We start from the raw sequence: 25,717 nt of genomic DNA on the forward strand, positions 1-25,717 counted from the left end.
TAATAAACCGACATTTGTGAATGTTGGTTTTTTTTTGTGGAAAACTTCTGTCTTAAAACTCATTATTTTTTTTAAACAGACTTTTAACTTTACCATATGCAGAATGAAAATAATATAAAAGGGCAGGGTGCGCAGCGAAATGTTATCAATCGTTTCGACCGGTTTACTTTTGAGCCTGAAGATGAAGAATTTGAACCCGTAAAAACATCTTTTACAGAAGTTTTTCCTAAAACCATTGTCAATCAGGTTAAAAGTGAAGATTTGCCGATGGAATATTCTATGAATCCTTATCAAGGATGTGAACATGGATGTTCCTATTGCTTTGCGCGACCTACGCATGAATTTTGGGGCTACAGTGCAGGAATAGATTTTGAGAGAAAAATTATGGTGAAGAAAAACGCACCGGAATTACTGGAAAGGTTTTTTCAAAAAAAAGGGCACCAACCTGCGCCGATTTTGCTTTCCGGGAATACAGACTGTTATCAGCCTGCAGAAAGGCAGTTTGAGATTACCAGAAAACTATTGCAGGTCAGTTTAGATTACAGGCATCCCATTCATATAATCACTAAAAATACGCTGGTTCTGAGAGACCTGGATATATTAAAACCGATGGCAGAGCAGAACCTTATTTCTGTTTCACTCAGCATTCCTACACTGAATGAAGAAGTCCGAAGAAAAATGGAGCCCAGAACCAGCTCTTCAAAAAATAAGCTGAAAGCGATTGAAATACTCTCTGAGAATAAAGTTCCTGTCCATGTGATGGTCGCGCCTGTTATTCCGGGATTGACAAGTGATGAATCTTTATCAATCTTAAAATCTGTTTCAGACGCAGGTGCACTGAGCTTCGGATATACTTTGGTACGGCTGAATGATACCGTAGAACCGGTTTTTGTACAGTGGATAGAAAATAATTTTCCGGACAGGGCAGCAAAAGTCCTGAATCTGATCCGGTCTATGCGCGGCGGGAAATTAGGTGAAAAAAGATATTTTGAAAGATATACCGGAGAAGGAAATATTGCAGAAATGATTCACAATACTTTTAAAATAGGACGGAAAAAATATTTTGAAGGCAAAGAATTTCCTCGGCTTTCTGTAAACGGTTTTACGGGTACACGGGAACAGCAATTACGACTGTTTGACTAATTTTAAAGTGATATCAATTAAGTTGAAATAAAAAAACCGCTCCAAAAGAGCGGTTTCTTAATGTGGTCATGATTCTCAGCTTAGATAGAATCATCTGGACATGTAAAATCTTTACTGCAAGTGGTACAAATTACAGTACCGTTGCAATAATACAGACAGAAATCAGGTTCCGGGTTTTGTTTGATTCCACCTGCTCCTGAGATTGATTTTAACTGGTCTTTGCTTAATTTTTTTAAATTTTTCATGATAATACGTATTAAAATTTGATGATAAAGTAAAGATAATTAAAATTCTGTATGTATTGTACTTTTTCTAATTATTTTTTTATCAATCCTAATTCTATTAATCGTTCGTGCAAAAATTCGCCTGCTGTCGTATCTTCGTATCGTTTCGGATTGTTCTCGTCAATGCAATTTTCAAGGGCATTCAGAGACATTTCGCTTACAGGATGCATAAAGAAAGGAATAGAATATCTCGAAGTACCCCATAATTCTCTTGGCGGGTTAACTACTCTGTGAATCGTAGATTTAAGCTTGTTATTGGTATGCCTGGAAAGCATATCGCCTACATTGATCATCAATTCATCCGGCTCTGCAATGGCATCAATCCACTCTCCTTTATGATTCTGCACCTGAAGCCCTTTTCCCTGAGAACCCATCAAAAGGGTAATCAGATTGATATCGCCATGCGCGGCAGCTCTTACTGCGTCATCCGGTTCCTGAGTAATCGGCGGATAATGAATCGGTCTTAAAATAGAATTTCCTTCCGCAATTTTATCATCAAAATAAAACTCATCCAAGCCAAGATACAAAGCGAGTGCTCTTAAAACATACTTTCCTGTTTTTTCAAGCATTTGGTAGGCCTCTTTTCCTACTTCATTGAATTTTGGAAGTTCTTCGACATTTACATTATCAGGATATTCAGATTTATATTTTGAATCATCCGAAACATACTGCCCGAAATGCCAGAATTCTTTTAAATCCCCTTTTTTGAACCCTTTTGCTGTTTCTTTTCCAAAGCCGACATAGCCTCGCTGTCCTCCGATTCCCGGGATCTCATATTTCTGTTTCGTTTCTGTAGGCAGTTCAAAGAAGTTTTTTACTTCGCCGTACAGATCATCCACCAGTTTGTCGTCAAGAAAATGGCCTTTTAAGGCTACAAAACCAATTTCTTCGTAAGCTTTTCCGATTTCATTTACAAATTTCTGTTTGCGTTCCGGGTCACCCGAAAGGAAATCACGCAGGTCTACACTAGGTATTTTATCCATTTTAAGAAATTTTACGTATTGCTAAAATACAGATTTTTTGAATTAAATGATTTTTGAATTCATTATTTATGAAGTAAATTTGTCTTATGAAAAAATATTCCTCCAAGAGAAGTATTCAGGTACTTGCGCATCTTTTTCAGCAATACGGAATTTTTGACGTTGTTATCTCTCCGGGATCCAGAAATGCACCTCTCGCGATTCATTTTTCCGAGATTGATGATTTTAACTGTTACAGTATTGTTGATGAAAGAAGCGCGGCTTTTGTTGGTCTGGGAATGGCAATCAGCGAAAAAAAACCGGTAGCGATTACCTGTACAAGCGGTTCTGCAGCGGCCAATTATTATCCCGCTGTTACGGAAGCATTTTATCAGAACGTTCCGTTGCTGATTTTAACGGCAGACCGTCCTACGGAGTATGTAGATTTGTTTGACGGGCAAACCATCAGACAGAAAAATATTTTTCATCAGCATTCGTATGGAGATTTTGAGCTGCTGGAAGACAGTAAAGATAATTCGGAAGATATCAATGCAGATATAATAAAAAAAGCCATTGAGCTTTGTTTTGAGAAACAAGGGCCGGTTCATATCAATATTCCGTTGGAAGAACCTCTTTATGAATTGGTTTCTGAGCTTCCTCCATTTCCACAGGTTGAAAAAACCATCAGAAAAAAAGAATACGAACTTCCTTCTGACTTGATTGCCGACTGGAATACTTCCCAAAGAATTATGCTTTTGGTCGGAACCCGAGATTACAGCCCGGAACTTGAAAATCAATTGACCCAATTGGTAAAAAATCATTCTGTGGTTGTGTTGCATGAAGCCAATTCTAATATCCATCATGATAAATTCTTCAGTCATATTGACCGGTATATTACTGGTTTTTCAGACGAAGATTACAAAATGTATGCGCCGGATTTACTGATCACCGTAGGACAAAATGTGGTCTCTAAAAGAGTAAAACAGTTTTTGAGAAATGCACATCCCAAACAACATTGGCATCTGGATGAGGTTTGGCAGCCGGATACGTATTTTGCATTAACCCGAAAAATTGAAGTAAAACCGGAACTGTTTTTTTCTAAACTGTTGCGTGTTATTGGTTTAGAACCAAAACCATATTATAATCTGTGGGACGTTTTAAGAGATAAAAAAGACAAAAAGCATGTAGAATTTGTAAATACAACAGAGTTTTCGGATTTTTATTTTTTCAATAAAGCTTCGCAGAGTATTCCGGAAAATTACAATATTCATTTCAGCAACAGTTCGGCAATCCGATATGCGCAACTGTTCAATTTTGGAAAAAATAAAAGCTATTGCAACCGTGGAACAAGCGGTATTGACGGTGCGACTTCTACCGCGATGGGTTTTGCGATGAAAAACGCTAATCCTACCCTTTTGATTACCGGAGACCTGAGTTTCTTTTATGATATCAACGGGCTTTGGAACCAATATATTCCGCCATTTACCAGAATTATCATTTTTAATAACGGTGAAGGGAATATTTTTAAAATTATTCCCGGACCGGGAAATGCAAATCCAAATACTTTAGACGAATTTATCGCGACAAAACATCATAAAAATGCGGAATTCATGGCAAAACATTTTGGGTTTACCTATGCAAAAGTGGAAGATGACGGTACACTCGACAGAGTTTTAAATAACTTTTTTAAACCAGATATTCAGCCAAAAATCATGGAGATTTTTACCCACGGAAAAAACAATGCAGAGATTTTGAAAGCGTATTTTAATTTCTTAAAATAAATTTACACGTCAAGATATTCATCACTTCCGGGAAGGTTGGTGATTTTCTGGATAGGGTATACAAACATATCATCAAAGTCATTCATCGCATTAATCAACTGAAAATGAGAAAACTCTCTAATATTCTGTAATGTGATTTCTGTCTCTTTTATTTTTTTCTGTTTTAAAAGATGCTGTCTCTGAACGCCATTTAAAAGATATGTAGAAGGAGTAAACCAGTCTTTCCCTTTCTGAAACAGGAGATTGGAAAACGAAGTATCGGTAATATGGTTGTTTTTTATAATGATAATTTCTTCCGCTTTCGATTTGATTTTCATTCTCTCCAGTTCCTTTCGGTCTTCAAATTTAAAAGAGTAATCATAAATATTATTCTCCACCAATTGGAAATCATGTATTTCCGGAATGGCATAGGGAATCATCATCGTCCGGAATTTCTTGTCAAGATCATAAGTGATTTTCAGCTTATACAATCCATCTTCATCATGGTTCAGGTTTTTAAATATTTTTTCCAAATCAATAGAACCTTCTTTTCCAAAATGGGCAAAAGTCTGGTTAACTCTTTTCTGGTGAAAATCTAACAGGAAAATATCCTGATCTTCTACTTTAATACTTTCAATAAATTGGGACATAAATTTTATTTTTCATTTCCTGATACTCATCTTCTAATCTGCTCATGTGCGTAATTCCGCCGCCACTTTTAAAATATAAGGTATCATTTTCTTGTTCTATAAAGCGGATCATCACACAGCTGTCTGTATTTTCGCCGTCAAACCAGCCACAGACTCCGGTATAAAAACCCCTGTCAAAGCCTTCTGCTTTCAGAATGATTTCTAAGGTTTTTGGTTTCGGAGCTCCTAAAATAGATCCTGCTGGAAGCAGTTTTTTCATTATACTTCCTATTTTTCCCCGAAATTCGGGTTTTAAAGTTCCGGTAATTTCAGAACTCATTGCGTAAAGGTCTTTTTGCTGGGTTTTTATAAGGTCAATATGCTGAAATTTCTCCACCTCTACCTCATCCGCAACCATACTGAGATCATTTCTAAGCAAATCTACAACGGTATAATGCTCTGCCTTTTCTTTTTTATCATTCTTTAAAACTTCAGCGGCATTTTCTAAAGCGGCATCAATAGTGCCTTTCATGGGATAGGTGAAAATTTTATCACCCATAATTTTCACAAACGTTTCAGGAGAAAAAAATACGAAAAAATCTTTATATAACACTTTATATTTTGCCTGGGAATGATAAAAGATCTCTTCCAGGCTGAGATTGGTTTCAATTTTAGTTTTCCGGGTATAATTGGTAAGATAAGAATTTCCCAGTCTGATGTTTTCCTGTACCTGATCAAATCCTTTTTTAAAACTTTCCAGGGTTTCGGGATACGATTTCCATTCTGTTTTCTTATGAAGCTCTTGTGTTGGATTTATATTTTTAAAGTTTTGAAAATCAATTAATAAACCCTTTTTTTCTACTTGTGATTCGGTATACATTTCTATATTCTCAGCAAGAAAGTCTACGATAAAGAAAAACGGGACTTTCTGTTGTGAAAGCTCGTCCATTTCAATAAATTTTTGATGATTTGCCGAAAACATTCTGCAAAAGTAGTTATTGATGTTTACTTTTGCACAAAATATTTACAATGCAGGAGAAATATCCACAAAAACCGGGAATCGACTTTATACTGAGACAGGCATTTTTTTACTGGAATAAGACTTTGGTCTTTCAGCTCATATTTTCTGTTATTTACTTTACGGTTTTCTTCACCTCTCTATTTTTCTTTGCCTCAAAATACGGAATCTGGGAACAAAACCAAGTCCTTTTAGAAGCGTTTCAGGAAAGTACGCAGGCTTATTTACAGAAAGCGGCAGAATTAGGCGCAACTGAAAATTCGCGGTATTTCAGCTATGCATTTTTAGGAACCATCGTTTTTTTATATCCTTTGAATCTTGGTTTTTTTAAAATTTTCAGAAAAGCTGATTTGAATGAAAAAATTGAGCTTGGTGATTTATTCGCAGGATACAGCGGAACAAATTTTTTCAAATATATTGGCTATTTTCTATTTTGGTTTTTAATCTATTTAATGATTGCCCAAACCATTATTCTTCCTATTATATGGGTGATCAGCACTCTTTTTGTAGCACCGTTAATGTTTTTTCAGGATAAAAGGATTTTTGAAGCTATGTCACTAAATTTCAAGGCAGTAAGAGTATTTTTCCTAGAAATTTTTGTTTGTGTGATTGTGGCTGTTTTATTTAAGTATTTGGGTTTCACATTGTTTTTTATTGGAGGGTTGTTTACGTTTCCGTTTTGGAATGCGATGATTTATTCACTATACAAAACTATTTTTACAGAGAAAAATTAATTTGAAAATGGTAATGTTTTTCTTCTCAAAAAAAATTACATTTGAGAAACATTAAAAAATAACACCATGTCCGAATTTAACGAATTTGACCAGCAAGGTTCTGTCCCAGAAAGAAATACGGGATCGATCATTTCACATGCTTTTGAAATGTACAAAGGGGTGATTCTCTACGCAATTGTCGCAATGATTATTTATCTTCTCGCTGATTTTCTGCTTCAATCCATCATTGGATTCAATTCCTGGTCGGGATTTAGAGATTTCAGAAATTTAGACGGCGATTATTCTAAATACTATGGCAGTTTGTGGAATAAACCAGGCGTTTCTCTTTATTATTCTTTCTCCAGCCTTTTAAGAATATTGTTTGCCCCACTTTTTGTCGGCTTAATTTATATTACCAATAAATACAACACGAAAGTTCCTGTAGAATTTTCTGATCTTTTTATAGGCTATCGTCAGAATCTCGGCAACATTCTCCTTTACAGCCTGATTACCAATATTATATTAGGAATTTCTTTTGCCCTGTGTTTTTTACCTGTGCTTTTTGTATATCCGCTTTTTCTGATAGGATATCCGATTCTGCTCTTTGAAAACGCATCCGGAATAGATGCTTTAAGCAAAACCTTTGCTATTGCCAAAGAAAATTATGGTGTATTTCTGGGAACTGCACTTTTAGGCCTGCTCATTACCATCAGCGGAGCGCTGCTTTGTTGCTTTGGTATAATTTTTACTGCACCATTTATCACGGTGGCCATGTATTCTACGTATTGCGCGTACTTAGGTAAACCGAAACAGATAATTCATCCATAATGTCATTTAACGAAAAACAAATCAGTGGTGTCGTCATTAAACAGATTGCCCTGCTTGCTATTATTTTAATTCTAGTAGCCTTAATCTGCTTTAATCTAGCCCTCTTTATACCTTCGGTTTTAGGGGCAATTACCATCTATGTGGTTTGCCGGAAATACAATTTTTACCTCCAGGAAGAAAAAAAATGGAAGCCGTGGGCTTCATCACTGGCTTTAATGTTTGCGAGTCTGATAATCATTATTTTACCGCTGTATTTTATTGGTGATCTGCTAATCGACAAATTGGGGAATGCGCAGGCGTATATGGCTAAATTCAATGTTTTCATTGATAAAATTCACGATTTTGTCTATTCCAAAACAAAAATTGATATCCTCAGTAAAGAAAACATGACTAAAGTGAAAGCTTTTGCCGGAAGATTTTCTACCACAGCACTCAGTGGTACTTTTAATACGCTTACGGTGGTCATCTCCATGTATTTTATTCTTTACTTCATGTTTGAAAAGCCGAGAATGTTTGAAAGAATTCTTGCTTCTGCCGCTCCATTGAAAAGATCAAACGTTTCCATGATCGGGGAAAAAATGAGAAAACTGATTATGGCCAATGCCATAGGGATTCCGGTTGTTGCTTTAGGACAGGGTATTGTTGCACTTATCGGGTATTTTATCTTTGGTGCGCCAAGTCCTATTTTACTGTTTGCTTTAACAGCGGTTGCTTCAATGGTTCCTATTGTGGGTGCAGCAATTGTATATGTCCCGATCTGTATTTTTATGATTGCTGAAGGACAAACGGGTCACGGGATCGGTTTAGGTGCTTATTGTCTGATTATAGTTGGAGTTACCGATAATTTATTGCGTTTTACATTACTCAAAAAACTCGAAGATATCCATCCTCTCAATACGGTTTTCGGAATTATCTTAGGCATGAATTTATTTGGCTTTATGGGCCTTGTTTTCGGCCCGATTTTTATTTCGCTTACCTTACTGCTTATTCAGGTGTATCGAAACGAATTTTCTGAAGATGACACCCCGGAACTTCAGCTTCCGGATAAAGACCAGGAATTGGAAACTAAAATTGATTTAATCATATAATAATGGAGCAGGGAATACATCCGGAAATATTAAAAGAAATCTGTGAAGTCAAAATGCCTTTCGGAAAATATCAGAATACGGTTTTGGCAGATTTACCCATCAGTTATCTTGAATGGTTTCACCGACAGGGAATGCCAAAAGGAAAACTGGGTATGCAGCTTTCAACAGTATATGAAATAAAATTAAACGGATTATTGGATCTTTTGATCCCGATTCGTGGGAAAGCTGCTAATTATCATAAGCCTAAAACAAAAGTATATAAATTTTAAAGTTTCGGCGGCACCGAAGGTGCCGCCGAAACTTTCTATTCAATATTATTCTCGCAAAGCAGCAATTTCATCCCTTAACTTAGCGGCTTTTATAAAATCAAGGTTTTTTGCGGCAGTTTCCATTTCTTTCTGTTTCTGGGCGACTAATTTTTCTACATCTTCAGTCGCATACGTCGCTTTAACCTCGGCAACTTTTTGCAGAATCTGTTTCTGAGTATATTTTTCATCAGGGAAATCTTTGCTTCTTCCCACTAAATTTTCTGAAATCTTTTTATTCAGCGCCACCGGAACTTTACCATGCTCAAGATTATACTGCATTTGTTTTTCGCGCCGATAGATGGTTTCATCAATAGTAGACTGCATCGATTTAGTGATTTTATCAGCATATAAAATCGCTCTTCCGTTCAGGTTTCTTGCGGCACGGCCAACCGTCTGAACCATTGATCTTCTGCTTCTTAGCATTCCTTCTTTATCAGCATCAAGAATGGCAACCAGCGAAACTTCCGGAAGATCCAATCCTTCCCGTAATAAATTAACCCCGATTAAAACATCAAAAAGGCCTACACGCAGATCCTGCATAATCTGAATACGCTCCAAGGTTTCAACATCAGAATGGATATAGCGTGTCCTGATTCCGAATTTAGTGAAATACTTCGTTAATTCTTCGGCCATTTTTTTGGTTAAGGTGGTTACCAAAACCCTCTCATCAATTTCAGCCCTTTTACGGATCTCTTCCATGAGATCATCGATCTGGTTAATGGTGGGTCGCACTTCAATGATAGGATCTAAAAGTCCGGTCGGACGTATAATTTGCTCAATATAAGCACCTCCTGTTTTTTCCAGCTCGTAATCTGCCGGTGTTGCAGAAACATAGATCACCTGATTCTGAATGGCTTCAAATTCCTCGAACTTTAAAGGACGGTTATCCATCGCTGCAGGAAGCCGGAAACCATATTCCACCAAAGCTTCCTTACGGCTTCTGTCACCGCCATACATGGCGTGAACCTGCGGAATGGTAACGTGGCTTTCATCAATGACCATTAAAAAATCTTTCGGGAAATAATCGAGAAGGCAGAAAGGCCTTGAACCGGGCAATCTTCCGTCAAGATAACGAGAATAGTTTTCAATTCCTGAACAGTATCCTAATTCCTTAATCATCTCAAGATCCAGTTCGGTTCTTTCCTGCAGCCTTTTCGCTTCCAGAGGCTTTTCGATAGAACTGAAAAAGTCTACCTGCTTTACCATATCGTCCTGAATGTTTCTGATGGCTCCGTTTAAAGTTTCCTTAGAAGTCACAAAAAGATTGGCGGGATAAATCTGAATTTGTTCAAAACTTGAAGTTACATTTCCCGAAACTGGATCAAAACTCTGGATTTTTTCAATTTCATCTCCAAAAAACTGAATTCTTACCCCATTATCTGCATACGCCGGAAAAATATCAATCACATCACCTTTCACTCGGAACGTGCCTCGTTGAAACTCTCCCAATGTTCTGGAATATAAAGCATTAACTAAAGAATGTAAAAGCGAAGTACGCGTAGTTTTTTCTCCGACTTGAAGGGAAATTAATGATTTATGAAATTCTGAAGGATTTCCGATCCCGTAAATGCAGGAAACGGAAGCAACAATCAAAATATCTCTTCGGCCAGAAAGTAAACTTGCAGTGGCAGAAAGCCGCAGCTTTTCTACTTCTTCATTGATACTCAGATCTTTTTCTATATATGTTCCTGAGCTTGCGATATACGCTTCAGGCTGATAATAATCGTAGTAACTTACAAAATATTCTACCGCGTTTTCAGGAAAGAATTCTTTAAATTCCATGAAGAGCTGTGCGGCAAGAGTTTTATTATGAGCTAGAACCAAAGTAGGCTTCTGAACATTATGTACCACATTGGCTACCGTAAAAGTTTTTCCGGAACCGGTTACTCCCAGTAACGTCTGATACTTCTCACCAATTTCGATTCCTTCGGTCAGCTTTTCAATCGCTGTTGGCTGATCTCCGGTAGGTTTATATTCTGATTGAAGATTAAATTTCATCTATCAAATTTATGAAATAAATAAGAGTCTTAAAAACAGCTAAGGATAATTTTATGCTGTTTTTTGAAACCACAGATATAATTATCAGTATTTTAACTTCATTGTAATGTTGTAAAAAAAAAGCGCATGCCTTTCTTTTTGGCACTGTTTTTCCTCTTGTTTGATAACCAATACTTAATAATATGAAATTGAACAACTATTACATTCCCGCGCTTAGTATTTTTATGTTTTTATGTTCGTGCAAACAAACAACGGCACAGCAGAAACAAAATGACGGAAGTGCTGAAACGCATGAACCCAACTCCGATTATAAACCTGCCTTCGAGGGACAAACCAGAATTGCAGCTGTAAAAACAACAACACCCTATAAAGTTGAGATTTTAAATAAAGATTTAGGGAAACCTTGGGGAATCATTAATTTGCCTGATGGGAAATTTTTGATTACAGAAAAATCAGGCTTTATGAATGTGGTTTCTGTTGACGGAAAACAGATTTCCAAAATGGAAGGCTTTCCCAAAGTAGATGATAAAGGACAGGGCGGAATGCTCGATGTAGCACTCGATCCTGATTTTAAGAGTAATAATATGATTTACTTCAGCTTCTCTGAACCTTTTGGAGAAGGGAACCTTACTTCGGTTGCAAAAGGGAAACTCTCTTCTGACATGAAATCGGTAACCCATGTTAAGGTGATTTTCCGCGCGACCCCTTCGTATCGTGGAGATAAGCATTACGGCAGCCGTTTAGCCTTTGACAAAGACGGAAATCTATTTGTAAGTACAGGCGAAAGATCAGATAAAGAAACCAGAGTGTATGCTCAGAAAACCGATAATTATTTAGGAAAGATTTTAAGAATTACAAAAGATGGAAAACCCGCTCCCGGAAATCCGTTTATCGGGAAAGCAGGATTTAAACCTGAAATTTATGCGTACGGAGTGAGAAATCCGCAGGGAATGGCAATAGATCCTATGGGAAATCTCTGGGATATTGAAATGGGACCGAAAGGAGGAGATGAGATCAATTTAATTAAACCCGGTAAAAACTATGGTTGGGGAGATGTCACTTATGGAATTGAATACTCAGGCGAAAAAGTAGGCGCGGGAATTACTCAGAAAGCAGGAACTGAACAGCCTGTGTATTATTGGGATCCTGTCGTTTCACCAAGCGGCGTAACGTTCTATACCGGAAATATAGAAGAATGGAAAAACAATCTTTTCATCGGATGTCTGAGTGGTGAGCATATCAACAGGATCGTAATGAAAGACAATAAAGTAGTGGGTGAAGAAAGACTTTTGCTGGATCAGAAAGAACGTTTCAGAGATGTTTTAAATGGTATGGATGGCAATCTTTACGGAATCACCGACAGCGGAAAACTATATAAAATCTCAAAGAAATAGATATAAAGAATAGAAAAAAATGCCTGAAAAATTTCAGGCATTTTTTATTTAAAAACTTTTAATAATCCTATGGAGGCCTTCTGTAAGAATTTCTTGTGAGGTAGAAAAGCAGATTCTGATGTGTCCTTCTGCTCCCGCTCCAAACCATCGTTCAGAACCCGGAACAATCGCAACTTTACCCTGCTTCAGAACATGCTGTGCAAAATCGTCACTCGACATTCCGTTTTCAATTTTCGGGAAAATAACAAAAGTAGCCTGCGGAGAATTGGGTGTTAAAACTCCGGAATTGCTCAACATAGTGTGCGCAAGATCTCTGTTGTGCTGCAAATGCGTTAAAAAATCGTTAAACCACGGTTTCGCTTTTTCAATAGCAACACTGGCTGCAATCTGAGATAATGTAGAAACACCTTCAATAGTAGAATTGAAGTTTGATTTCTCAGTAAAATCATCTAGGATTTCCTGATCATTGCATAAAACTGCCCCGATTCTTAAACCCGCAATCCCAAACGATTTTGAAAACCCGAAAACCGTAAAACTTTTCTTTTTAGCTTCTTCAGATACTGAAGAATACGTGTTAAATTCAATACCGTCATACACAATATCGCTCCAGATCTCATCACTCATTACCCAAAGATCATGTGCGGCAGCAATCTCAGAAATCTTTTTTAAAATTTCTTTAGAATATACTCTTCCTACAGGATTATGAGGATTACAGATGCTGATCAGTTTTGTTTTCGGATTGATTAAGGAAACCAGCATTTCGAGATCAATATCTCCGGTGGTAGAATCAACAGAACATAATCTGATCGTTCCTCCAACGGCTTCTACCGTTTTTTTAAACAGAAAATCAACCGGATCAAAAATAATGGCTTCTTCACCGGGACCTAAAACATATTTTGCAATTAAAAACATTCCTTGTGCGGCGCTGTTGACCGCAAGTATATTTTCTGGCGTAAAGTTTCCTTTTTTTCCGGTATTAAAATGCTTTGCGACACTTTCTTTAAATTCCGGAAGCCCGGAAAAAGGGCCGTAGCTTAAATAGCCGTCTTTAATGTAGTCAATAATTCCCTGCTCGATCTCGTGAGACATCCTGAAATCCGGATCAGCGGCGGTCAACGGAATGATTCCGTCTTCCAGGGTTGCCCATCTGCCATTATAGGCTTTTTTTCTGAGCGCTTCAAAATTTATTTCTGTATTTGTAAACATATTATTTGTAAGAGATTGGTAAAGTGTCTTTTGGCTGTTGGTCTAAAGGAAGCAAAAACTGATTCAGTAAGATTCTTCCATTTTTGATATGGGTTTCTATTTCAGGCCTTCTTTCAGATTCATACTTTCTGAATGCTTCCTGCAGATCCTTTTCTTCGAGAATAAGCTGGGTTAAAGTATAAGAATCTTTCAGCGCAGAGGTTACTCCCTGACTTGTGAATGGAATTAGGGGATGAGCCGCGTCACCGATGAATGCAATATTCTCATGATAGAAAGGATTGAGTTTTTCCAGCTCGTACACTCTCCAGATATGGGCGTTTTCATAGCTTGACTGGTTAATAATGGATGAGACCAAAGGATTCCAGTCTCCAAAATGATCGACCATAAACTGTCTGATGCAATCCGGAGTATAATCTTCGTTGATGAAAAATTTAGTAATATCAAACTGGCAATACCATAATATTTTGGTGGAAGAAAGCTTTAATATTCCAAAGGTTAAACCTCCGTCATTGTGATGGAATTTAAGAAAATTGGTTTCAATCTGATTGGCTATTTCTGCATTTTCAATAATATTAACGACTTCATTTTCCAAAACCGCTTTCATCACTTCATCCTGAAATATTTTTCTTCTGATGCGGCTTCTTGATCCGTCTGATGCGATTACAATATCGGCTTCTAAAGTCGTATTGTCCTCAAACTGCAGATTTGCTTTCCCGTCAGAAAATCCGGAAAGAGCAAGCGTTTTTGTGTAAGAAATCTTATCTGCAGGGATATTTTGACTCAGAATTTCTATCAAAGCACTTCTGGAGATTACAAAAACGTCTTCCAGGTCTTTTTCAGAGAGAATCTCGCCGTTTTGCGCGTAATGGATATATTTTTTTAGAAAGCTTCCCCTGCTGTAAAGCTCTTCAATATTGATGATATTAGAAAGGTTTTCAATTCCCTCTTTGGGTAAGATAAATCCGTGTCCTTTCAGATCGTCTTTTTGTCTTCTTTCATAAATATGATACGCAATATTATTTTTTTCCAAATAATTTGCCATGCTTAATCCTGAAACTCCGGCTCCTATTATTGCAACTGTATCCATTCTACTGATTAGTTTGAAGGTTAGAAATCCAAAGATCACCGTTTTTGATCTTTTTTAAGGAAATTTTATTTTCCTGAGAAAGGGTATGTAAAAATTCCTGCGCTTTTTCAAAAGAAGTATTGGAAAGCACCGCATATTCCTGAGTGGTCAATGTAGGATAGGCAGTGAATACATTTTGCCATTCTTTCGAATATTCTTTTTTCTTTATAGTAGAATCAATTTTTTTTACTCTTTTTTCAAACTCTTCATAGGGTTTAAAGCCATAGAGGATATCAAGCATTTCGTCATCTTTCACAAAAATTAAGGTAGGAAATCCTCTGACGCCTAATTGTCGGGCTAAATCCAGGTCTTTTTTAAACTCAATCTGAGCTTTAGATTCATAATCTTCCTTCCATTGTGTGACATCTAATTTTGCGAGTGAAGCTGCTTTTTCCAGATGTTCGGTTTTGGTAATGTTCAGTTTATCAAGAAATACCATTTCACGGATGATCCTTAAAAATACGATTGCTTTTTTCTTGTCCTGCATTTGTGCGGCTTTAAATGCGATAGATGGGGGATATGATGAATTCAGCGGGTCTTCGATCCATACGCCGCCGTCAATCGGCATTTTATAATGTGGGCTTACTTCTTCCCAATGTCCTGCAACATCGCTTGGTTTGCTGATCCCTCCCGAATTATAAATATCCCATGAAGGCAGTAAACCTCCCATACGATACTCGATATCTACAGATTCACCATATTCTAATTTGAATTTTCTGAGTTGCGGTTCGATCCCCCAACATGACGAGCAAATAGGATCGGTAAAGTATATAATTTTTATTTTGTCTGTTTTTAAGGCTTCCAAATCATTTTCAGAAACTTCAATATTGGGTGTTTCCAGGATTTCGCAGACTCCTTTTTCAGAATCACAGTTTAAAAGGGGATTGGTATTCATGTTATGATAATTATTAGAATTAATGAGATTAAAAAATAAAGAAAGAAAAGTAATTAAGGTAATATCCAAAATACGGTGAATTTAATTTAACATAATATTTAAAATATACTGAGCTTAATAACAGGTTGTCATTAGCAAGAATTTACTCAGGTGCTTTAAATATATTTTCGTCAGAATGAAAGCCGGCAACACCGCCGCTTACAGCAAATTTCATGGCAGAAGCTGCGGTCATGCCCACAACAGGCTTGATGTTTTTTTCTTCGGTGACAATCACCCAACCGGAAATTGCATAGGAATGGGGAAGATAAACAGCGACATAGTTATGTTTTTCTACGTCTGCCATTTCTTTCTGGGTCAAAAATCCGATTCTCCAGATCTCCGGAGTTTCATTGGTCTTTACCCATACCGGATCATTAAATTTCTTTTTATCTCCTACAAATGAAGACATGACATCTTTTGTAGGCGTGTAAATATGTTTTACACCAGGCGTTTTTTCTAATAAGCGATCCATTGAATCGAAAAAGAATTTTCCGACAACAAATTTGTTGCCCAAAAAACCCAGTAAAGCCGTAATGATGAGTATAGATACAAAAACCAGCCCCGGAATCTGTTTTGCTACTGAGGGAATGATATTGTCAATAGAAGTAATGACATACCAGATTACAAATATGGTTAAACCGATCGGACCAATAATGACAAGCCCCTGAAAAAAGTTTTTCAGGAAAAGATTGGTGATATTTTCAAAAGTCGGTTTTTTCAAAAGAATTTTTTTAGCCGTGTATGGTTTCTTTATTTCCGTAGGATTTGATGATACTGGCTTCATATTCAAGCCATTCTTCCCAACGTTTATTCACTGTTTCCGGATCTCCGAGCTGCCTCGCAAAACCAATAAATGTGGTGTAATGATTGGCCTCGGAAATCATCAGTTCTTTATAAAAAGTTTTTAATTCTTCGTCTTTAATATTTTCGGTAAGCACTTTGAATCTTTCGCAGCTTCTGGCTTCGATCATCGCGGCAAAAAGCATTTTATCAACAATTAAGGTATCTCTGTGACCTCCTTTCTGGATAAAATTTACCAATTCATTAACGTAATCATCTTTTCTGGTACGTCCAAAAGTATAGCCTCGGTTTTTGATGATCTCAAGAACCTGCCCGAAATGTTCCAGTTCTTCCTGTGCAATTGCCAAAAGCTCTGTCACGATATCGGGACGTTCCGGAAGCATGGTAATAAGCCCGATGGCGTTGGTAGCGGCTTTTTGTTCGCACCAGGCGTGATCAGTTAAAATTTCCTGAATGTTGTCTTCTGCAATGTTTGCCCATCTTGGGTCAGTAGGAAGTTTCAACTTAAACATGATGTAAAAATTTCTGTAAATTTAATTAATATAAATTAAAATTAAATGGTTTAGAAAGAAGATCACACAATTTATCTTCGTTTTTTACAATATGGCACAATCTTGGGTTTAGTTAACATAATCCTAAAAAAATAAACAATGAACACGAAACTTATTGCCTCAAAATTTGAAAATCTGGGTATTTTCTTATTAACTTTTTTCTTTAGTATTGTTGCTTTGGCACAGACTGATGCGCCTGATACAAAGGTAAAAGTAACCAACACAGAAACAACAACCAGCACAGAAGAATGGTTTACGAATCCTATTTACTGGGTAATCGGAGCATTGCTTTTTATCCTGCTGATTGCAGTTATTGTAAGAAGCAACGGAAAAAAAGATTAATTTTCCAAATTATAGAACAGCCGTTCAGTATTTTACTGAGCGGTTTTTTTGCATAAAAATTCTAAAATTTTCCAGCCAAAAGCATCTGTCTTTTTCAATGCCGCAGAAATAATGAAAGCGAGAATTACATTTGTGATATAAATTAAGATCATTAAAATCCACCAAGGCATATTTTCTTTTAGTGGAACCACCAAAAAATATACTAATGAGGAACTGATTCCCTGCCCGAAGTAGAAAAAAATAGCATTTTTACCAATATATGTCACGAAATTATCTTTCGTGATTTTTAATCTGTTATACAATACAAATAAAGTCGTCAGTGAAAATAAGCTCCATATAATGTAGGGAATCTGTGGCGGAAATTTCTTTTTGTTGATTTTAAAAAATACCTCATTTCCAAAATACCAGAACATCCAGATCAGTGCTACAGCCACCAATCCGTAAAGTACGGGGATCATTTTTGCAGGAATTTTTTTACCCCGCATTCTGTTACCAATAAGAAACACAGCCATGTAGAACGCAACGTATCCTACTTGTCCGGTAGGATAGATATCCGGAAAAATATTAAATAATAGGGTAAGTGTGATACAAATCCCAATAAACCAATTAATATGTTTCGGAAAAAACTTTAGAATTAAAACTCCGAAAACCGTTAAGATGAAATACACTTTCAGGTACCAAAAGCTGCCCATCACCACAGGAAAAGTATCTGCATTACTGTATTCATGAAGATACCAGTTGCCGAGGTTTTGCCATTGAGGAATTGCAGAAACATTTGTCGCAGAATATTTTGATCCAAAGGTAGAGTAGAAATTCTGCAGCCATTCTAAAGAAAAAAAAGCAAGCCCGAAAACCTTGAAACAATAATCTAAAAAAAACAGAAGTGTTACAAAAATCATATAGGTGATCTGAAGTTTGAGCAACCTATACAGCGTCTTTTCAACATCTGCACCGGAAGTGATGCCGCTTAATGCATAAAAAAGGGCTACATCAAACACCAGAGAAAATACTCTGATTTCCGGGATAATATAAAACTGGCCGGACCAGAATGCGGTATGGATAAATATAATGGAAAGCGTAGCCAAACCTTTTGCAAAATCAATGTAGAGATCTCTGTTCATTTTCGGATATTGAATATTTTTCAAATGTAAATATTTTAGACAGATGAAAAAATCTAAAATTTGTTTTATTTAATCTAAAAAGAATCAGTATATTTGCACCTCGAAATAACTAAAAATTTATAGACAATGTTTGCAATTGTAGAAATAGCAGGGCTTCAATATAAAGTTGAGCAAGACCAGAAGTTGTTTGTGAACCGTTTGAAAGGAGATAAAGGAGGAAAGGTATCTTTTGATAAAATTCTTCTTACCGTAAACGGAGCAATCACTGTAGGCGCCCCAGCTGTAAGCGGTATCACTGTAGAAGCAGAGATCTTAGACCACGTAAAAGCTGATAAAGTAATCATCTTCAAAAAGAAAAGAAGAAAGGGTTATGAAGTGAAAAACGGACACAGACAATCTTTAACTCAAATCAAAATTACTGGTATTACAGGATTTGATAACAAGAAAGAAGAAAAACCTGCTAAGAAAACAACCAAAAAAGCTGACGCTGAAAGCGCAGAATAATTAATCCAAAAACCTTAAAATAAAATGGCACATAAGAAAGGAGTTGGTAGTTCCAAAAACGGTAGAGAATCTCATTCTAAAAGACTAGGAGTGAAGATTTTCGGAGGACAAGACGCTATTGCTGGTAATATCATTATCAGACAAAGAGGTACTCAACATCACCCGGGTGAAAACGTGGGAATGGGTAAAGATCACACTTTGCACGCTCTTGTAGACGGTAAAGTCGTTTTCAGAAAGAAAGCAAACAATAGATCTTTCGTATCTATCGAGCCAAACGCATAGTTTACTGCGTTATAAAGTATAAAACCTCAACATTACGTTGAGGTTTTTTTGTTTATGTTTAATCGTTAAATTTATAAAAGTTATATCACTGTGTATAGAAAATTTATATATTTGTTGTATCAAATACAGATTGCGATAGCCGAAAAGCATACAGAGTAGGCAACAAATCAAACAAAATACCTATGAAAAACTTGAAAAAACTGACAAAAAAACAGCTTAAAGCAATTGATGGGGGTGCAGCTTTTTGTCCACCTCCTGCAGGAACATGTATAGAGTGGTGTACATGGACACCACAGCAACAGTTGCGTTGTCCGAACTGGATTTTAGATCCGGATCCATGTCAATGCTAATTTGTAAAAAAATGAGTCTCAACATTGTTGAGACTTTTTTTAAATTTTTGTTTTCATAATTTGAATTCAATGTTTCTTGGAAGATTTCAATTTGAACTATCTAGTTTCCAATAGGCATATATAAGATAAGAATTTAGCCTTAATTATCATAAATGAATCAGATTACAAAATCTAAAACTCTAGAAATTAACCTGAAATCCAGCCTTAATGCCAAACTTTGAAGCGTCCTGCCGGTCAAGATAATTTCCTCTCCAGTTAAAGTCTACTCTGAAGATTCTGATATTCCCGAAACCAATATTCTCAATTCCAAAGCCATATTCATAATAAATCTGCTGATCCGGAGCCGAATATTTTAGCCCATCTACATTAATATTTTTAGAAGCGTCACTCAATGTTCCGTAAGCACCTCTGATGAAAGCTACCTCACGGAATTTCAGTTTCTTTATTAATGGAATATAAGAAAGAATTTTCCCGTTAAAATGGTGTTCTATGTGAAGTGTGGAGTATGTATCGGCAACAAATTCATAATAATTAAGCTGTGAAAAAGTATTGGCAACCAAACCGTAAGACTGGTTTCCGGGAATTACATTTTGCAATGCCAGCGGAACTGTATCAAAGTTTTTTCCTGCTTCAAAATTAAAGAATGTTTTGCCCCAGCTTCCTAAAAGGATGGGTTTGTAAAACATAAACTGCAGTTTATTGTAATTGAAATCTGCATTAAATAAGCCTTCGATCCCTCTCGTATATTTTAAAACAATAGTAGGTGCTAAAGTTCCGTGTTCGTAGCGGTCGACTCCGGTTTGTGAGAATTTTGCGCCCGGTCTTGCAATCAGGCTGATGGTGACATGAGAATCATTTACTGTTTTTCTCAAGTCCCCGTTTCGGTAATACATAAGGTTAAAACCTCCAGGATTGGCAGATTTGATGCTCTGCATTGTACCATCAACTCTTACCTGAAAGTTTTTCCACGGTTCTATGGATGTGAAAACGCTGGTTTGGTTCACAGAACTCAATGATGCATTTTCTCCTCGGGCAAAAACAGTTGATGAGGCAAAAGAACGGGACATAATGCCGTCTTCCGTTGTGAGTTGTACACCAAGTTGGGTGATATCCCTTTTGGTTCCTGCACCAATCATAAAACGATTGACCCTGTTAAACATATATCTACCTTCCACACCGTATTTAAACTGCTGATCTTTGAATCCATACGCATTATAAAACTGAATTCTCCAGGGATCATTCTGTCCGAAATAGGTTCTTGCACCCAATCTGATTCTATCACCTTCTACTTCATTTTTCCCGTAAATTGAGAAAATAGGACCAATGTCTATACCTTTTGTAATATTGTAATATTGTGATGCGAGTGTTTCATATATCTTTACAATCCGGTTAAATTTGGGAGTCTGCTGAAGCTTGTCAAGCATTTCATACACGCCCTGTTCTTGTTTTGATAAAGAATCCGGCCTCGCTTTTACCCAAAATGCATCATCTTTGTCTACAAATTTTGCATCATACTCTTCTTCTCTCCGGTTAAAGACGGATGCTTCAAGAGGTTTATTAAATTCATATTCGGAATAATCCACAGACCTACGCGCAATAATGCTTTTTGCCGATTTCTTCTTTGAAAACGGGGTAAGCTCAATGGCAGTAATGAATTTTTTAGGAAGAAAAGTCTGATCATCGGGATTATCATATTCCAGCTCTGTAGAAACCGAGTTGATAAAATTTACGTTGATTTTGCTGGTTGATTTCAATGTCGCTCCTAATACCGCGTAAGAATCGGTATCAATATAAAGATAGCCCTGAAAAGCCAACACTTCAGTTCTTCTCGGCATATAGCGAATTTTATAAGCCTGTTCTCCTCTTACAGAAATGGTGTCTACCAAGTTATAATCATAAGTACTGAAACCATCTGTTCCTACCGGGCTCGGAAAGCCGATGTCGAAATAATTTAAGGTGTTGTCATAAATATTAATATCACGGTACAGGTTTTTAGCCGTTACCGTAATCACCTGATTATCCTGAAATCCTGATGTTTTCTGCGCAACTAAAAGTTTTTTTGTTTTTTTTCCGGGCCTGTTTTCCCCGAAATTTTTATAAAGAGATTCATTAAGAAAGATAGGAAGTGCCATTTTTCCGCTTGCGGTAGAATCTGCATACTCAAAAATAAAATCCAGTTTATTAAAGATCTTCCTATTCATAAAAGTACTGTCAAGATTATTGGCGTCAAACTGAATTTTTTCGTACTCTTTATAAGTGTAGGTATCAAATTTATCCAGGCCATTGTTTCTTTTCCGTTTCCAGACTTCCTGCATGATTCTGTATGCGGGGTTTTCTTTTTTATTTTTAAATTTTGTTTTTTCGTTATGAATCACCACCTCTTCAATAGAGCTCACTTTTTCCGAAGAAAGTTTTACGATGAGATTGTTGCTGGTTTCAGGAGTAATATCTACAGTTTCTAAAGAATAGTTTTTTCTCTGAAATTTTAATTTATAAATTATACTGTCAGACTGTACACTGAAGTTTCCTGAAGTAGTTCTAAGAACCGGAGTATTGCTGTCGTTGATAAAGATATCAACATTACTGATCTCTTTATTGGTTTTCTCATCTGTGATTCTTCCTGTAACGGTATTTTGAGCTTGCAGTAAGCCTGTCAGAAGTAATGAAAAATAAAGTAGGCAGTATTTAAAATTATTGGTTAACATCATCTGTTTTTTCGAGCATTTAGCTTAAACAAAAAGCGTGCTGCTTATTTTAAAATATTAAGTTTTATAAGGATTCTTTAGAAATGTTTACAAAATTGCAAATGTAACGAAAATAGTGCTATTAATATTGTGGCAAGAATAACGCTTACTGCCGGAAATCATTAATTAATTAACTAAAAAAGACCTACATTTCTGTAAGTCTTCTGCTCCTCCTGCTGGGCTCGAACCAGCGACCCTCTGATTAACAGTCAGATGCTCTAACCAACTGAGCTAAGGAGGAATATTATTCCCTTTTTGGGTGGTGCAAATATAATATGAAAAATAATAGTAAGCAAGTTTTTTCTTGTCATTCACAGCGGAATCAGCCTATCAGATTATTTTTCAGGATTTTAAAATTTAAAAAATGATTGAGTATATACAAAAAGAAAAGAGTTACATTGCTGTAACTCTTTTGCTCCTCCTGCTGGGCTCGAACCAGCGACCCTCTGATTAACAGTCAGATGCTCTAACCAACTGAGCTAAGGAGGAATGTCCTTATTTTTAAGTGGTGCAAATATAGGACTGATATTTAAACCACGCAAGTTTTTTATTTAAATTTTTCAGACAAATTAAAATTTATTGGTGATAATTTTAAAGATGTCACTTCCGAAAATCAGTAACATTAAGCCTAACAGGAAGATAACTCCTACCATTTGCGCATTCTCCAAAACTTTTTGCGGAACAGGTTTCCCTACGATCATTTCATACAAAGTAAAAATAACGTGTCCGCCATCCAATCCGGGAATAGGGATTAGGTTCAGAAATGCAAGCCAGATGGAAAACATCGCTGTAAAGCTCCAGAAAGCAGGCCAGTTAATGGAAAAACTTCCGTCAGCAGATTGGTCAACCGGCATATTTTTTACAATAGCAATTGGTCCACCTACGTTTTTATAGCCCTGAATTTTAGAATTAAACATGATTTTGAATTGCTTCACCTGCATGGTCAACGCTTCAATAGTTCTTTCTAAACCTCTCGGAATAGATTCCCCGAAAGAATAATGCTTATTGGTGACTACTTTAGCCATTCCTTTCTGATCTACAGCTACCCCCAGTTTCCCGTTTTTGTCTACCGGAACGGAAGCAAGGGTTTGCATTGTTCCGTTTCTTTCTACTTCTACAACAGTTGTTTTACCTTTGTTTTGGCTCAAAATGGTACCGGCTTCATCAAAAAATGCGGTTTTTTGCCCATTAATAGAGATCACTCTGTCTCCCACAGCCAATCCTGAAGTTTTGGCAGAAGGGGTTACCAAAGAATCAATCACCATCGGAATTCTTGGAGTAATGTATAATTTTGCCTCCCGCTGTCTGATCACATCTGCAATTCCTTCATCTTTTACTTTAAAAGAAACTTCTTTCCCGTCTCTTAAAACGGTAACATTATTACTGAAAAGAATATTGATGGAAGCGTTTTCCAATCTTTCAGCTGGTTTCCCGTCGATGCTTACGATTTTATCGCCGCTTTGAAAGCCCATTTTCTTTCCTGCTTCGCTGATGCCAATTCCGTTCTGGAATTTATTCAGATCAATATATTGCTCTCCGTTGAACAGAGAAAGACAGCTGTAAATAATCCAGGCCAGGAAAAAGTTTACTGTAACACCACCCATCATGATAATGAGTCTTTGCCAAGCCGGTTTTGCTCTGAATTCCCAAGGTTGTGCCGGTTGTTTCAGTTGTTCGGTATCCATGCTTTCATCTACCATTCCGGCGATTTTTACATAGCCTCCAAACGGAAGCCAGCCAATTCCGTATTCCGTTTCACCAATTTTTTTCTTGGCCACGGAAAACCACGGGTCAAAAAAGAGGTAAAATTTTTCTACTTTGGTTTTAAAATATTTGGCAGGTAAGAAATGCCCAAGCTCGTGAAGAATGACTAAGATAGATATGCTTAATATAAATTGAAAGATCTTAATTGCTAATTCCATTAATTGTTTTTAGATTTAATTTGCAAAGGTAACAATTATCAAAACGATGCCAAATAAAAAAGCTCCCCGAAATGAGAAGCTTTGTCATATATTAGAAATACTTTATAAATTAAAGGAAACACCTAAACTTCCATTGTTGCCAATCTCAGCAAATACCCCCACTTTATCCGTGAAAAAATACCGTGCACCAATGTGAGCGCCTATTCCAACATCTCTTCCGATGACGCCCAAATCAATTCCTGGATAGATATCTAATTTTGCAGGTAAATCTAAAGCATCATTGAGGTGAAAATTTAATCTTCCGAAAATAAAAACCCGGTTGTCTTTATCATTGTCTTTGTAGCCGTCAAAATAAGCATTGACACCACCTCCTACAGACAAAAGCTGGTTTAATCCATAATCATAGGTTGCGGTAACGCCGGTTCCGTATCCCCAAGCGCTTAACCCCAGATTCACTTTCTGATCTCCTTTTCCTGTAAACGCCTGTGCGTGTGCAACTGTTCCGGCTGTCATGAAAATCAGCATTAAAAACAATTTCTTCATAAATTTAATTTTAAATAATTTACTACGACAATGGGCAGCAAAAATAAAACCGAAATCAATTAAAAACTGTAATTTTATATTACTTGAAATGAATTTATGAAAATCACAGGGCTTAATCTCGATATCATCTGGAAAAACAAAATAAAAAACTTTGAAATAATCACAGATCAGCTTCAGAGTGAAGATGCAGATGTATTTCTCTTACCGGAAATGTTTTCTACAGGTTTCTGTATGGATGCTGCTGAAATTTCAGACAAAAACCAGGAATCTTTAGCGTTTTTAAAAAAAATTTCAAAAGAAAAAAATGCTGCATTCTGTGGAAGCGCTTCTGTAGAGTCTGAAGGAAAGTTCTACAACAGGATGTATTTCGTAAAACCGGATGCTGAAATTACTTTTTACGATAAGAGACATCTGTTTTCCTTTTCAGGAGAAGATAAAATTTATACTCCGGGAAACGAGAGGGTTATTGTGGAATACCTTGGAATCCGTTTTCTGTTGCAGGTTTGCTATGATCTTCGTTTTCCTGTATTTGCGAGGAATAATGATGATTACGATGCTGTTTTATATGTTGCCAACTGGCCCGAAAAAAGAGTGGGTGCATGGGAACATTTGCTGAAAGCCCGTGCCATTGAAAATCTATCGTATGTTTTTGGATTGAACAGAATCGGGACAGACGGAAATGATCTTTTTTATCAGGAAAGCTCACACTGCTTTTTTGCAGATGGCAAAGAAATTACCGCGAAAAAAGGAAATCTGGTTTCAGCGCAACTGAATATAGAAGAATTAAAGGATTTCAAAAATCACTTTCAGTTTTTGAATGACCGGGATAATTTTACAATTCAGTTATAATTCTAAATTGCATTTACATATATTGTTTTAAAAGCTGAGTTAATCGGTTTACGTCATGCACGCCGCTTTCTTTGTAAAGCAATTCACCCTTTTTGAAAACCGCCAGTGTCGGAACGCCACGTACCCCGTATTGAGAAGCAATAGCGGGATATTGATCAACATCTATTTTTACAATTCTGGCCCCTTCTCCTATATTTTCTTTAACGGTCGTTAAAACGGAAGACTGCACTTTGCAGGGTTGACACCATGTTGCAAAAAAGTCAATCAAAACCGGTCTTTCGGATTCTATAAGTTCCTGGAATTTTTGTGACATAATGATT

The 25,717-nt window shown here is 36.7% G+C and carries 26 protein-coding genes, 2 tRNA genes and 1 pseudogene; 12 read left to right on the forward strand and 17 right to left on the reverse strand.

Annotated elements, in window-relative coordinates:
- Window positions 1-96 precede the first annotated feature (96 nt).
- Window positions 97-1,143, forward strand: coding sequence for a PA0069 family radical SAM protein (locus N0B16_RS09255; protein WP_262990559.1), 1,047 nt, complete (start codon window positions 97-99; stop codon window positions 1,141-1,143).
- 80 nt (window positions 1,144-1,223) lie between these two features.
- Here the strand turns inward: N0B16_RS09255 and N0B16_RS09260 are convergent, their stop codons facing one another.
- Both N0B16_RS09260 and N0B16_RS09265 read right to left on the reverse strand, forming a co-directional pair.
- Entirely contained in the window at window positions 1,224-1,388 is a 165-nt protein-coding gene (locus tag N0B16_RS09260; RefSeq protein WP_262990560.1) for a bacteriocin-like protein, read from the reverse strand.
- 71 nt (window positions 1,389-1,459) lie between these two features.
- Window positions 1,460-2,410, reverse strand: a complete 951-nt coding sequence (locus tag N0B16_RS09265; RefSeq protein ID WP_262990561.1) for an isopenicillin N synthase family dioxygenase — start codon at window positions 2,408-2,410, stop codon at window positions 1,460-1,462.
- A gap of 86 nt (window positions 2,411-2,496) precedes the next feature.
- Between N0B16_RS09265 and menD the strand changes: the two genes are divergently transcribed.
- A complete protein-coding gene (gene menD, locus N0B16_RS09270) occupies window positions 2,497-4,167 on the forward strand; it encodes a 2-succinyl-5-enolpyruvyl-6-hydroxy-3-cyclohexene-1-carboxylic-acid synthase (protein ID WP_262990562.1) in 1,671 nt (556 codons plus the stop codon).
- 2 nt (window positions 4,168-4,169) lie between these two features.
- On the opposite strand, the gene N0B16_RS09275 is transcribed toward menD, so the two are convergent.
- Together N0B16_RS09275 and N0B16_RS09280 are read right to left on the reverse strand one after the other, a co-directional pair.
- Entirely contained in the window at window positions 4,170-4,796 is a 627-nt protein-coding gene (locus N0B16_RS09275; protein WP_262990563.1) for an aminotransferase class IV, read from the reverse strand.
- Window positions 4,780-5,757: an aminodeoxychorismate synthase component I gene (locus tag N0B16_RS09280; protein ID WP_262990564.1), complete on the reverse strand. Its 978-nt coding sequence runs from the start codon at window positions 5,755-5,757 to the stop codon at window positions 4,780-4,782. Before N0B16_RS09280 ends, N0B16_RS09275 begins: the two co-directional genes overlap by 17 nt.
- Window positions 5,758-5,804: 47 nt before the next feature.
- On the opposite strand from N0B16_RS09280, the gene N0B16_RS09285 reads away from it, so the two are divergent.
- The 4 genes from N0B16_RS09285 to N0B16_RS09300 all read left to right on the forward strand — a co-directional run bounded on the left by N0B16_RS09285 (window position 5,805) and on the right by N0B16_RS09300 (window position 8,691).
- Window positions 5,805-6,527, forward strand: coding sequence for a hypothetical protein (locus tag N0B16_RS09285; RefSeq protein WP_262990565.1), 723 nt, complete (start codon window positions 5,805-5,807; stop codon window positions 6,525-6,527).
- 66 nt (window positions 6,528-6,593) lie between these two features.
- Window positions 6,594-7,334 carry a beta-carotene 15,15'-monooxygenase gene (locus N0B16_RS09290; RefSeq protein ID WP_262990566.1) on the forward strand — a complete coding sequence of 247 codons (741 nt, stop codon included), beginning with the start codon at window positions 6,594-6,596 and terminating at the stop codon, window positions 7,332-7,334.
- Complete coding sequence (locus N0B16_RS09295) at window positions 7,334-8,422, forward strand: AI-2E family transporter (protein WP_262990568.1); 1,089 nt, start codon at window positions 7,334-7,336, stop codon at window positions 8,420-8,422. The genes N0B16_RS09290 and N0B16_RS09295 overlap by 1 nt, the downstream gene beginning before the upstream one ends.
- Window positions 8,423-8,436: 14 nt before the next feature.
- Window positions 8,437-8,691, forward strand: a complete 255-nt coding sequence (locus N0B16_RS09300) for a DUF3820 family protein (protein ID WP_262990784.1) — start codon at window positions 8,437-8,439, stop codon at window positions 8,689-8,691.
- A 45-nt stretch (window positions 8,692-8,736) separates the two neighbouring features.
- Here the strand turns inward: N0B16_RS09300 and uvrB are convergent, their stop codons facing one another.
- The gene (gene uvrB / locus N0B16_RS09305) at window positions 8,737-10,728 is read right to left on the reverse strand and encodes an excinuclease ABC subunit UvrB (RefSeq protein ID WP_262990569.1); all 1,992 of its coding nucleotides are present in this window, start codon (window positions 10,726-10,728) and stop codon (window positions 8,737-8,739) included.
- Window positions 10,729-10,910: 182 nt separating this feature from the next.
- On the opposite strand from uvrB, the gene N0B16_RS09310 reads away from it, so the two are divergent.
- Window positions 10,911-12,122, forward strand: a complete 1,212-nt coding sequence (locus tag N0B16_RS09310) for a PQQ-dependent sugar dehydrogenase (protein ID WP_262990570.1) — start codon at window positions 10,911-10,913, stop codon at window positions 12,120-12,122.
- 48 nt (window positions 12,123-12,170) lie between these two features.
- Here the strand turns inward: N0B16_RS09310 and N0B16_RS09315 are convergent, their stop codons facing one another.
- The 5 genes from N0B16_RS09315 to N0B16_RS09335 all read right to left on the reverse strand — a co-directional run bounded on the left by N0B16_RS09315 (window position 12,171) and on the right by N0B16_RS09335 (window position 16,701).
- Window positions 12,171-13,328 (reverse strand): pyridoxal phosphate-dependent aminotransferase, encoded by a 1,158-nt coding sequence (locus tag N0B16_RS09315; RefSeq protein ID WP_262990571.1) that lies wholly within the window; start codon window positions 13,326-13,328, stop codon window positions 12,171-12,173.
- A gap of 1 nt (window position 13,329) precedes the next feature.
- A complete protein-coding gene (locus tag N0B16_RS09320; protein WP_262990572.1) occupies window positions 13,330-14,415 on the reverse strand; it encodes an FAD-dependent oxidoreductase in 1,086 nt (361 codons plus the stop codon).
- A gap of 1 nt (window position 14,416) precedes the next feature.
- Complete coding sequence (locus tag N0B16_RS09325) at window positions 14,417-15,349, reverse strand: DsbA family protein (RefSeq protein ID WP_262990573.1); 933 nt, start codon at window positions 15,347-15,349, stop codon at window positions 14,417-14,419.
- Window positions 15,350-15,491: 142 nt separating this feature from the next.
- The gene (locus N0B16_RS09330) at window positions 15,492-16,109 is read right to left on the reverse strand and encodes a DUF502 domain-containing protein (protein WP_262990786.1); all 618 of its coding nucleotides are present in this window, start codon (window positions 16,107-16,109) and stop codon (window positions 15,492-15,494) included.
- Between the two features lie 10 nt (window positions 16,110-16,119).
- Window positions 16,120-16,701, reverse strand: coding sequence for a MiaE family protein (locus N0B16_RS09335; protein ID WP_262990574.1), 582 nt, complete (start codon window positions 16,699-16,701; stop codon window positions 16,120-16,122).
- Between the two features lie 138 nt (window positions 16,702-16,839).
- On the opposite strand from N0B16_RS09335, the gene N0B16_RS09340 reads away from it, so the two are divergent.
- A complete protein-coding gene (locus N0B16_RS09340; RefSeq protein ID WP_262990576.1) occupies window positions 16,840-17,082 on the forward strand; it encodes a hypothetical protein in 243 nt (80 codons plus the stop codon).
- Between the two features lie 32 nt (window positions 17,083-17,114).
- Here N0B16_RS09340 and N0B16_RS09345 read toward each other — a convergent pair whose 3' ends face one another.
- The gene (locus N0B16_RS09345; RefSeq protein WP_262990787.1) at window positions 17,115-18,203 is read right to left on the reverse strand and encodes an acyltransferase family protein; all 1,089 of its coding nucleotides are present in this window, start codon (window positions 18,201-18,203) and stop codon (window positions 17,115-17,117) included.
- 126 nt (window positions 18,204-18,329) lie between these two features.
- Here N0B16_RS09345 and rplU point away from each other — a divergent pair.
- The 3 genes and pseudogenes from rplU to N0B16_RS14170 form a co-directional block, all read left to right on the forward strand.
- A pseudogene (gene rplU, locus N0B16_RS09350) lies at window positions 18,330-18,689 on the forward strand (50S ribosomal protein L21); the annotation flags it as partial.
- A gap of 42 nt (window positions 18,690-18,731) precedes the next feature.
- Window positions 18,732-18,989: a 50S ribosomal protein L27 gene (gene rpmA, locus N0B16_RS09355; protein ID WP_028121647.1), complete on the forward strand. Its 258-nt coding sequence runs from the start codon at window positions 18,732-18,734 to the stop codon at window positions 18,987-18,989.
- 182 nt (window positions 18,990-19,171) lie between these two features.
- Complete coding sequence (locus tag N0B16_RS14170; protein WP_438265272.1) at window positions 19,172-19,339, forward strand: bacteriocin-like protein; 168 nt, start codon at window positions 19,172-19,174, stop codon at window positions 19,337-19,339.
- 179 nt (window positions 19,340-19,518) lie between these two features.
- Here the strand turns inward: N0B16_RS14170 and N0B16_RS09360 are convergent, their stop codons facing one another.
- From N0B16_RS09360 to N0B16_RS09380, 5 genes are all read right to left on the reverse strand, one after another.
- Window positions 19,519-22,047 (reverse strand): DUF5686 family protein, encoded by a 2,529-nt coding sequence (locus tag N0B16_RS09360; protein WP_262990578.1) that lies wholly within the window; start codon window positions 22,045-22,047, stop codon window positions 19,519-19,521.
- A gap of 203 nt (window positions 22,048-22,250) precedes the next feature.
- Window positions 22,251-22,324: transfer RNA gene (locus N0B16_RS09365), tRNA-Asn, on the reverse strand.
- A gap of 174 nt (window positions 22,325-22,498) precedes the next feature.
- Window positions 22,499-22,572 (reverse strand) — tRNA-Asn (locus N0B16_RS09370).
- An 80-nt stretch (window positions 22,573-22,652) separates the two neighbouring features.
- Window positions 22,653-24,005: an RIP metalloprotease RseP gene (gene rseP / locus N0B16_RS09375; RefSeq protein WP_262990579.1), complete on the reverse strand. Its 1,353-nt coding sequence runs from the start codon at window positions 24,003-24,005 to the stop codon at window positions 22,653-22,655.
- 102 nt (window positions 24,006-24,107) lie between these two features.
- Complete coding sequence (locus tag N0B16_RS09380) at window positions 24,108-24,548, reverse strand: DUF6646 family protein (protein WP_262990580.1); 441 nt, start codon at window positions 24,546-24,548, stop codon at window positions 24,108-24,110.
- 96 nt (window positions 24,549-24,644) lie between these two features.
- On the opposite strand from N0B16_RS09380, the gene N0B16_RS09385 reads away from it, so the two are divergent.
- On the forward strand, window positions 24,645-25,397 hold the full coding sequence (locus N0B16_RS09385; RefSeq protein ID WP_262990581.1) for a nitrilase-related carbon-nitrogen hydrolase: 753 nt from the start codon (window positions 24,645-24,647) through the stop codon (window positions 25,395-25,397).
- Between the two features lie 13 nt (window positions 25,398-25,410).
- Here the strand turns inward: N0B16_RS09385 and N0B16_RS09390 are convergent, their stop codons facing one another.
- Window positions 25,411-25,710: a thioredoxin family protein gene (locus N0B16_RS09390; RefSeq protein ID WP_262990582.1), complete on the reverse strand. Its 300-nt coding sequence runs from the start codon at window positions 25,708-25,710 to the stop codon at window positions 25,411-25,413.
- Between the last annotated feature and the right edge of the window lie 7 nt (window positions 25,711-25,717).

This window comes from Chryseobacterium gilvum, from assembly GCF_025628965.1.
GTDB lineage: Bacteria > Bacteroidota > Bacteroidia > Flavobacteriales > Weeksellaceae > Chryseobacterium > Chryseobacterium gilvum.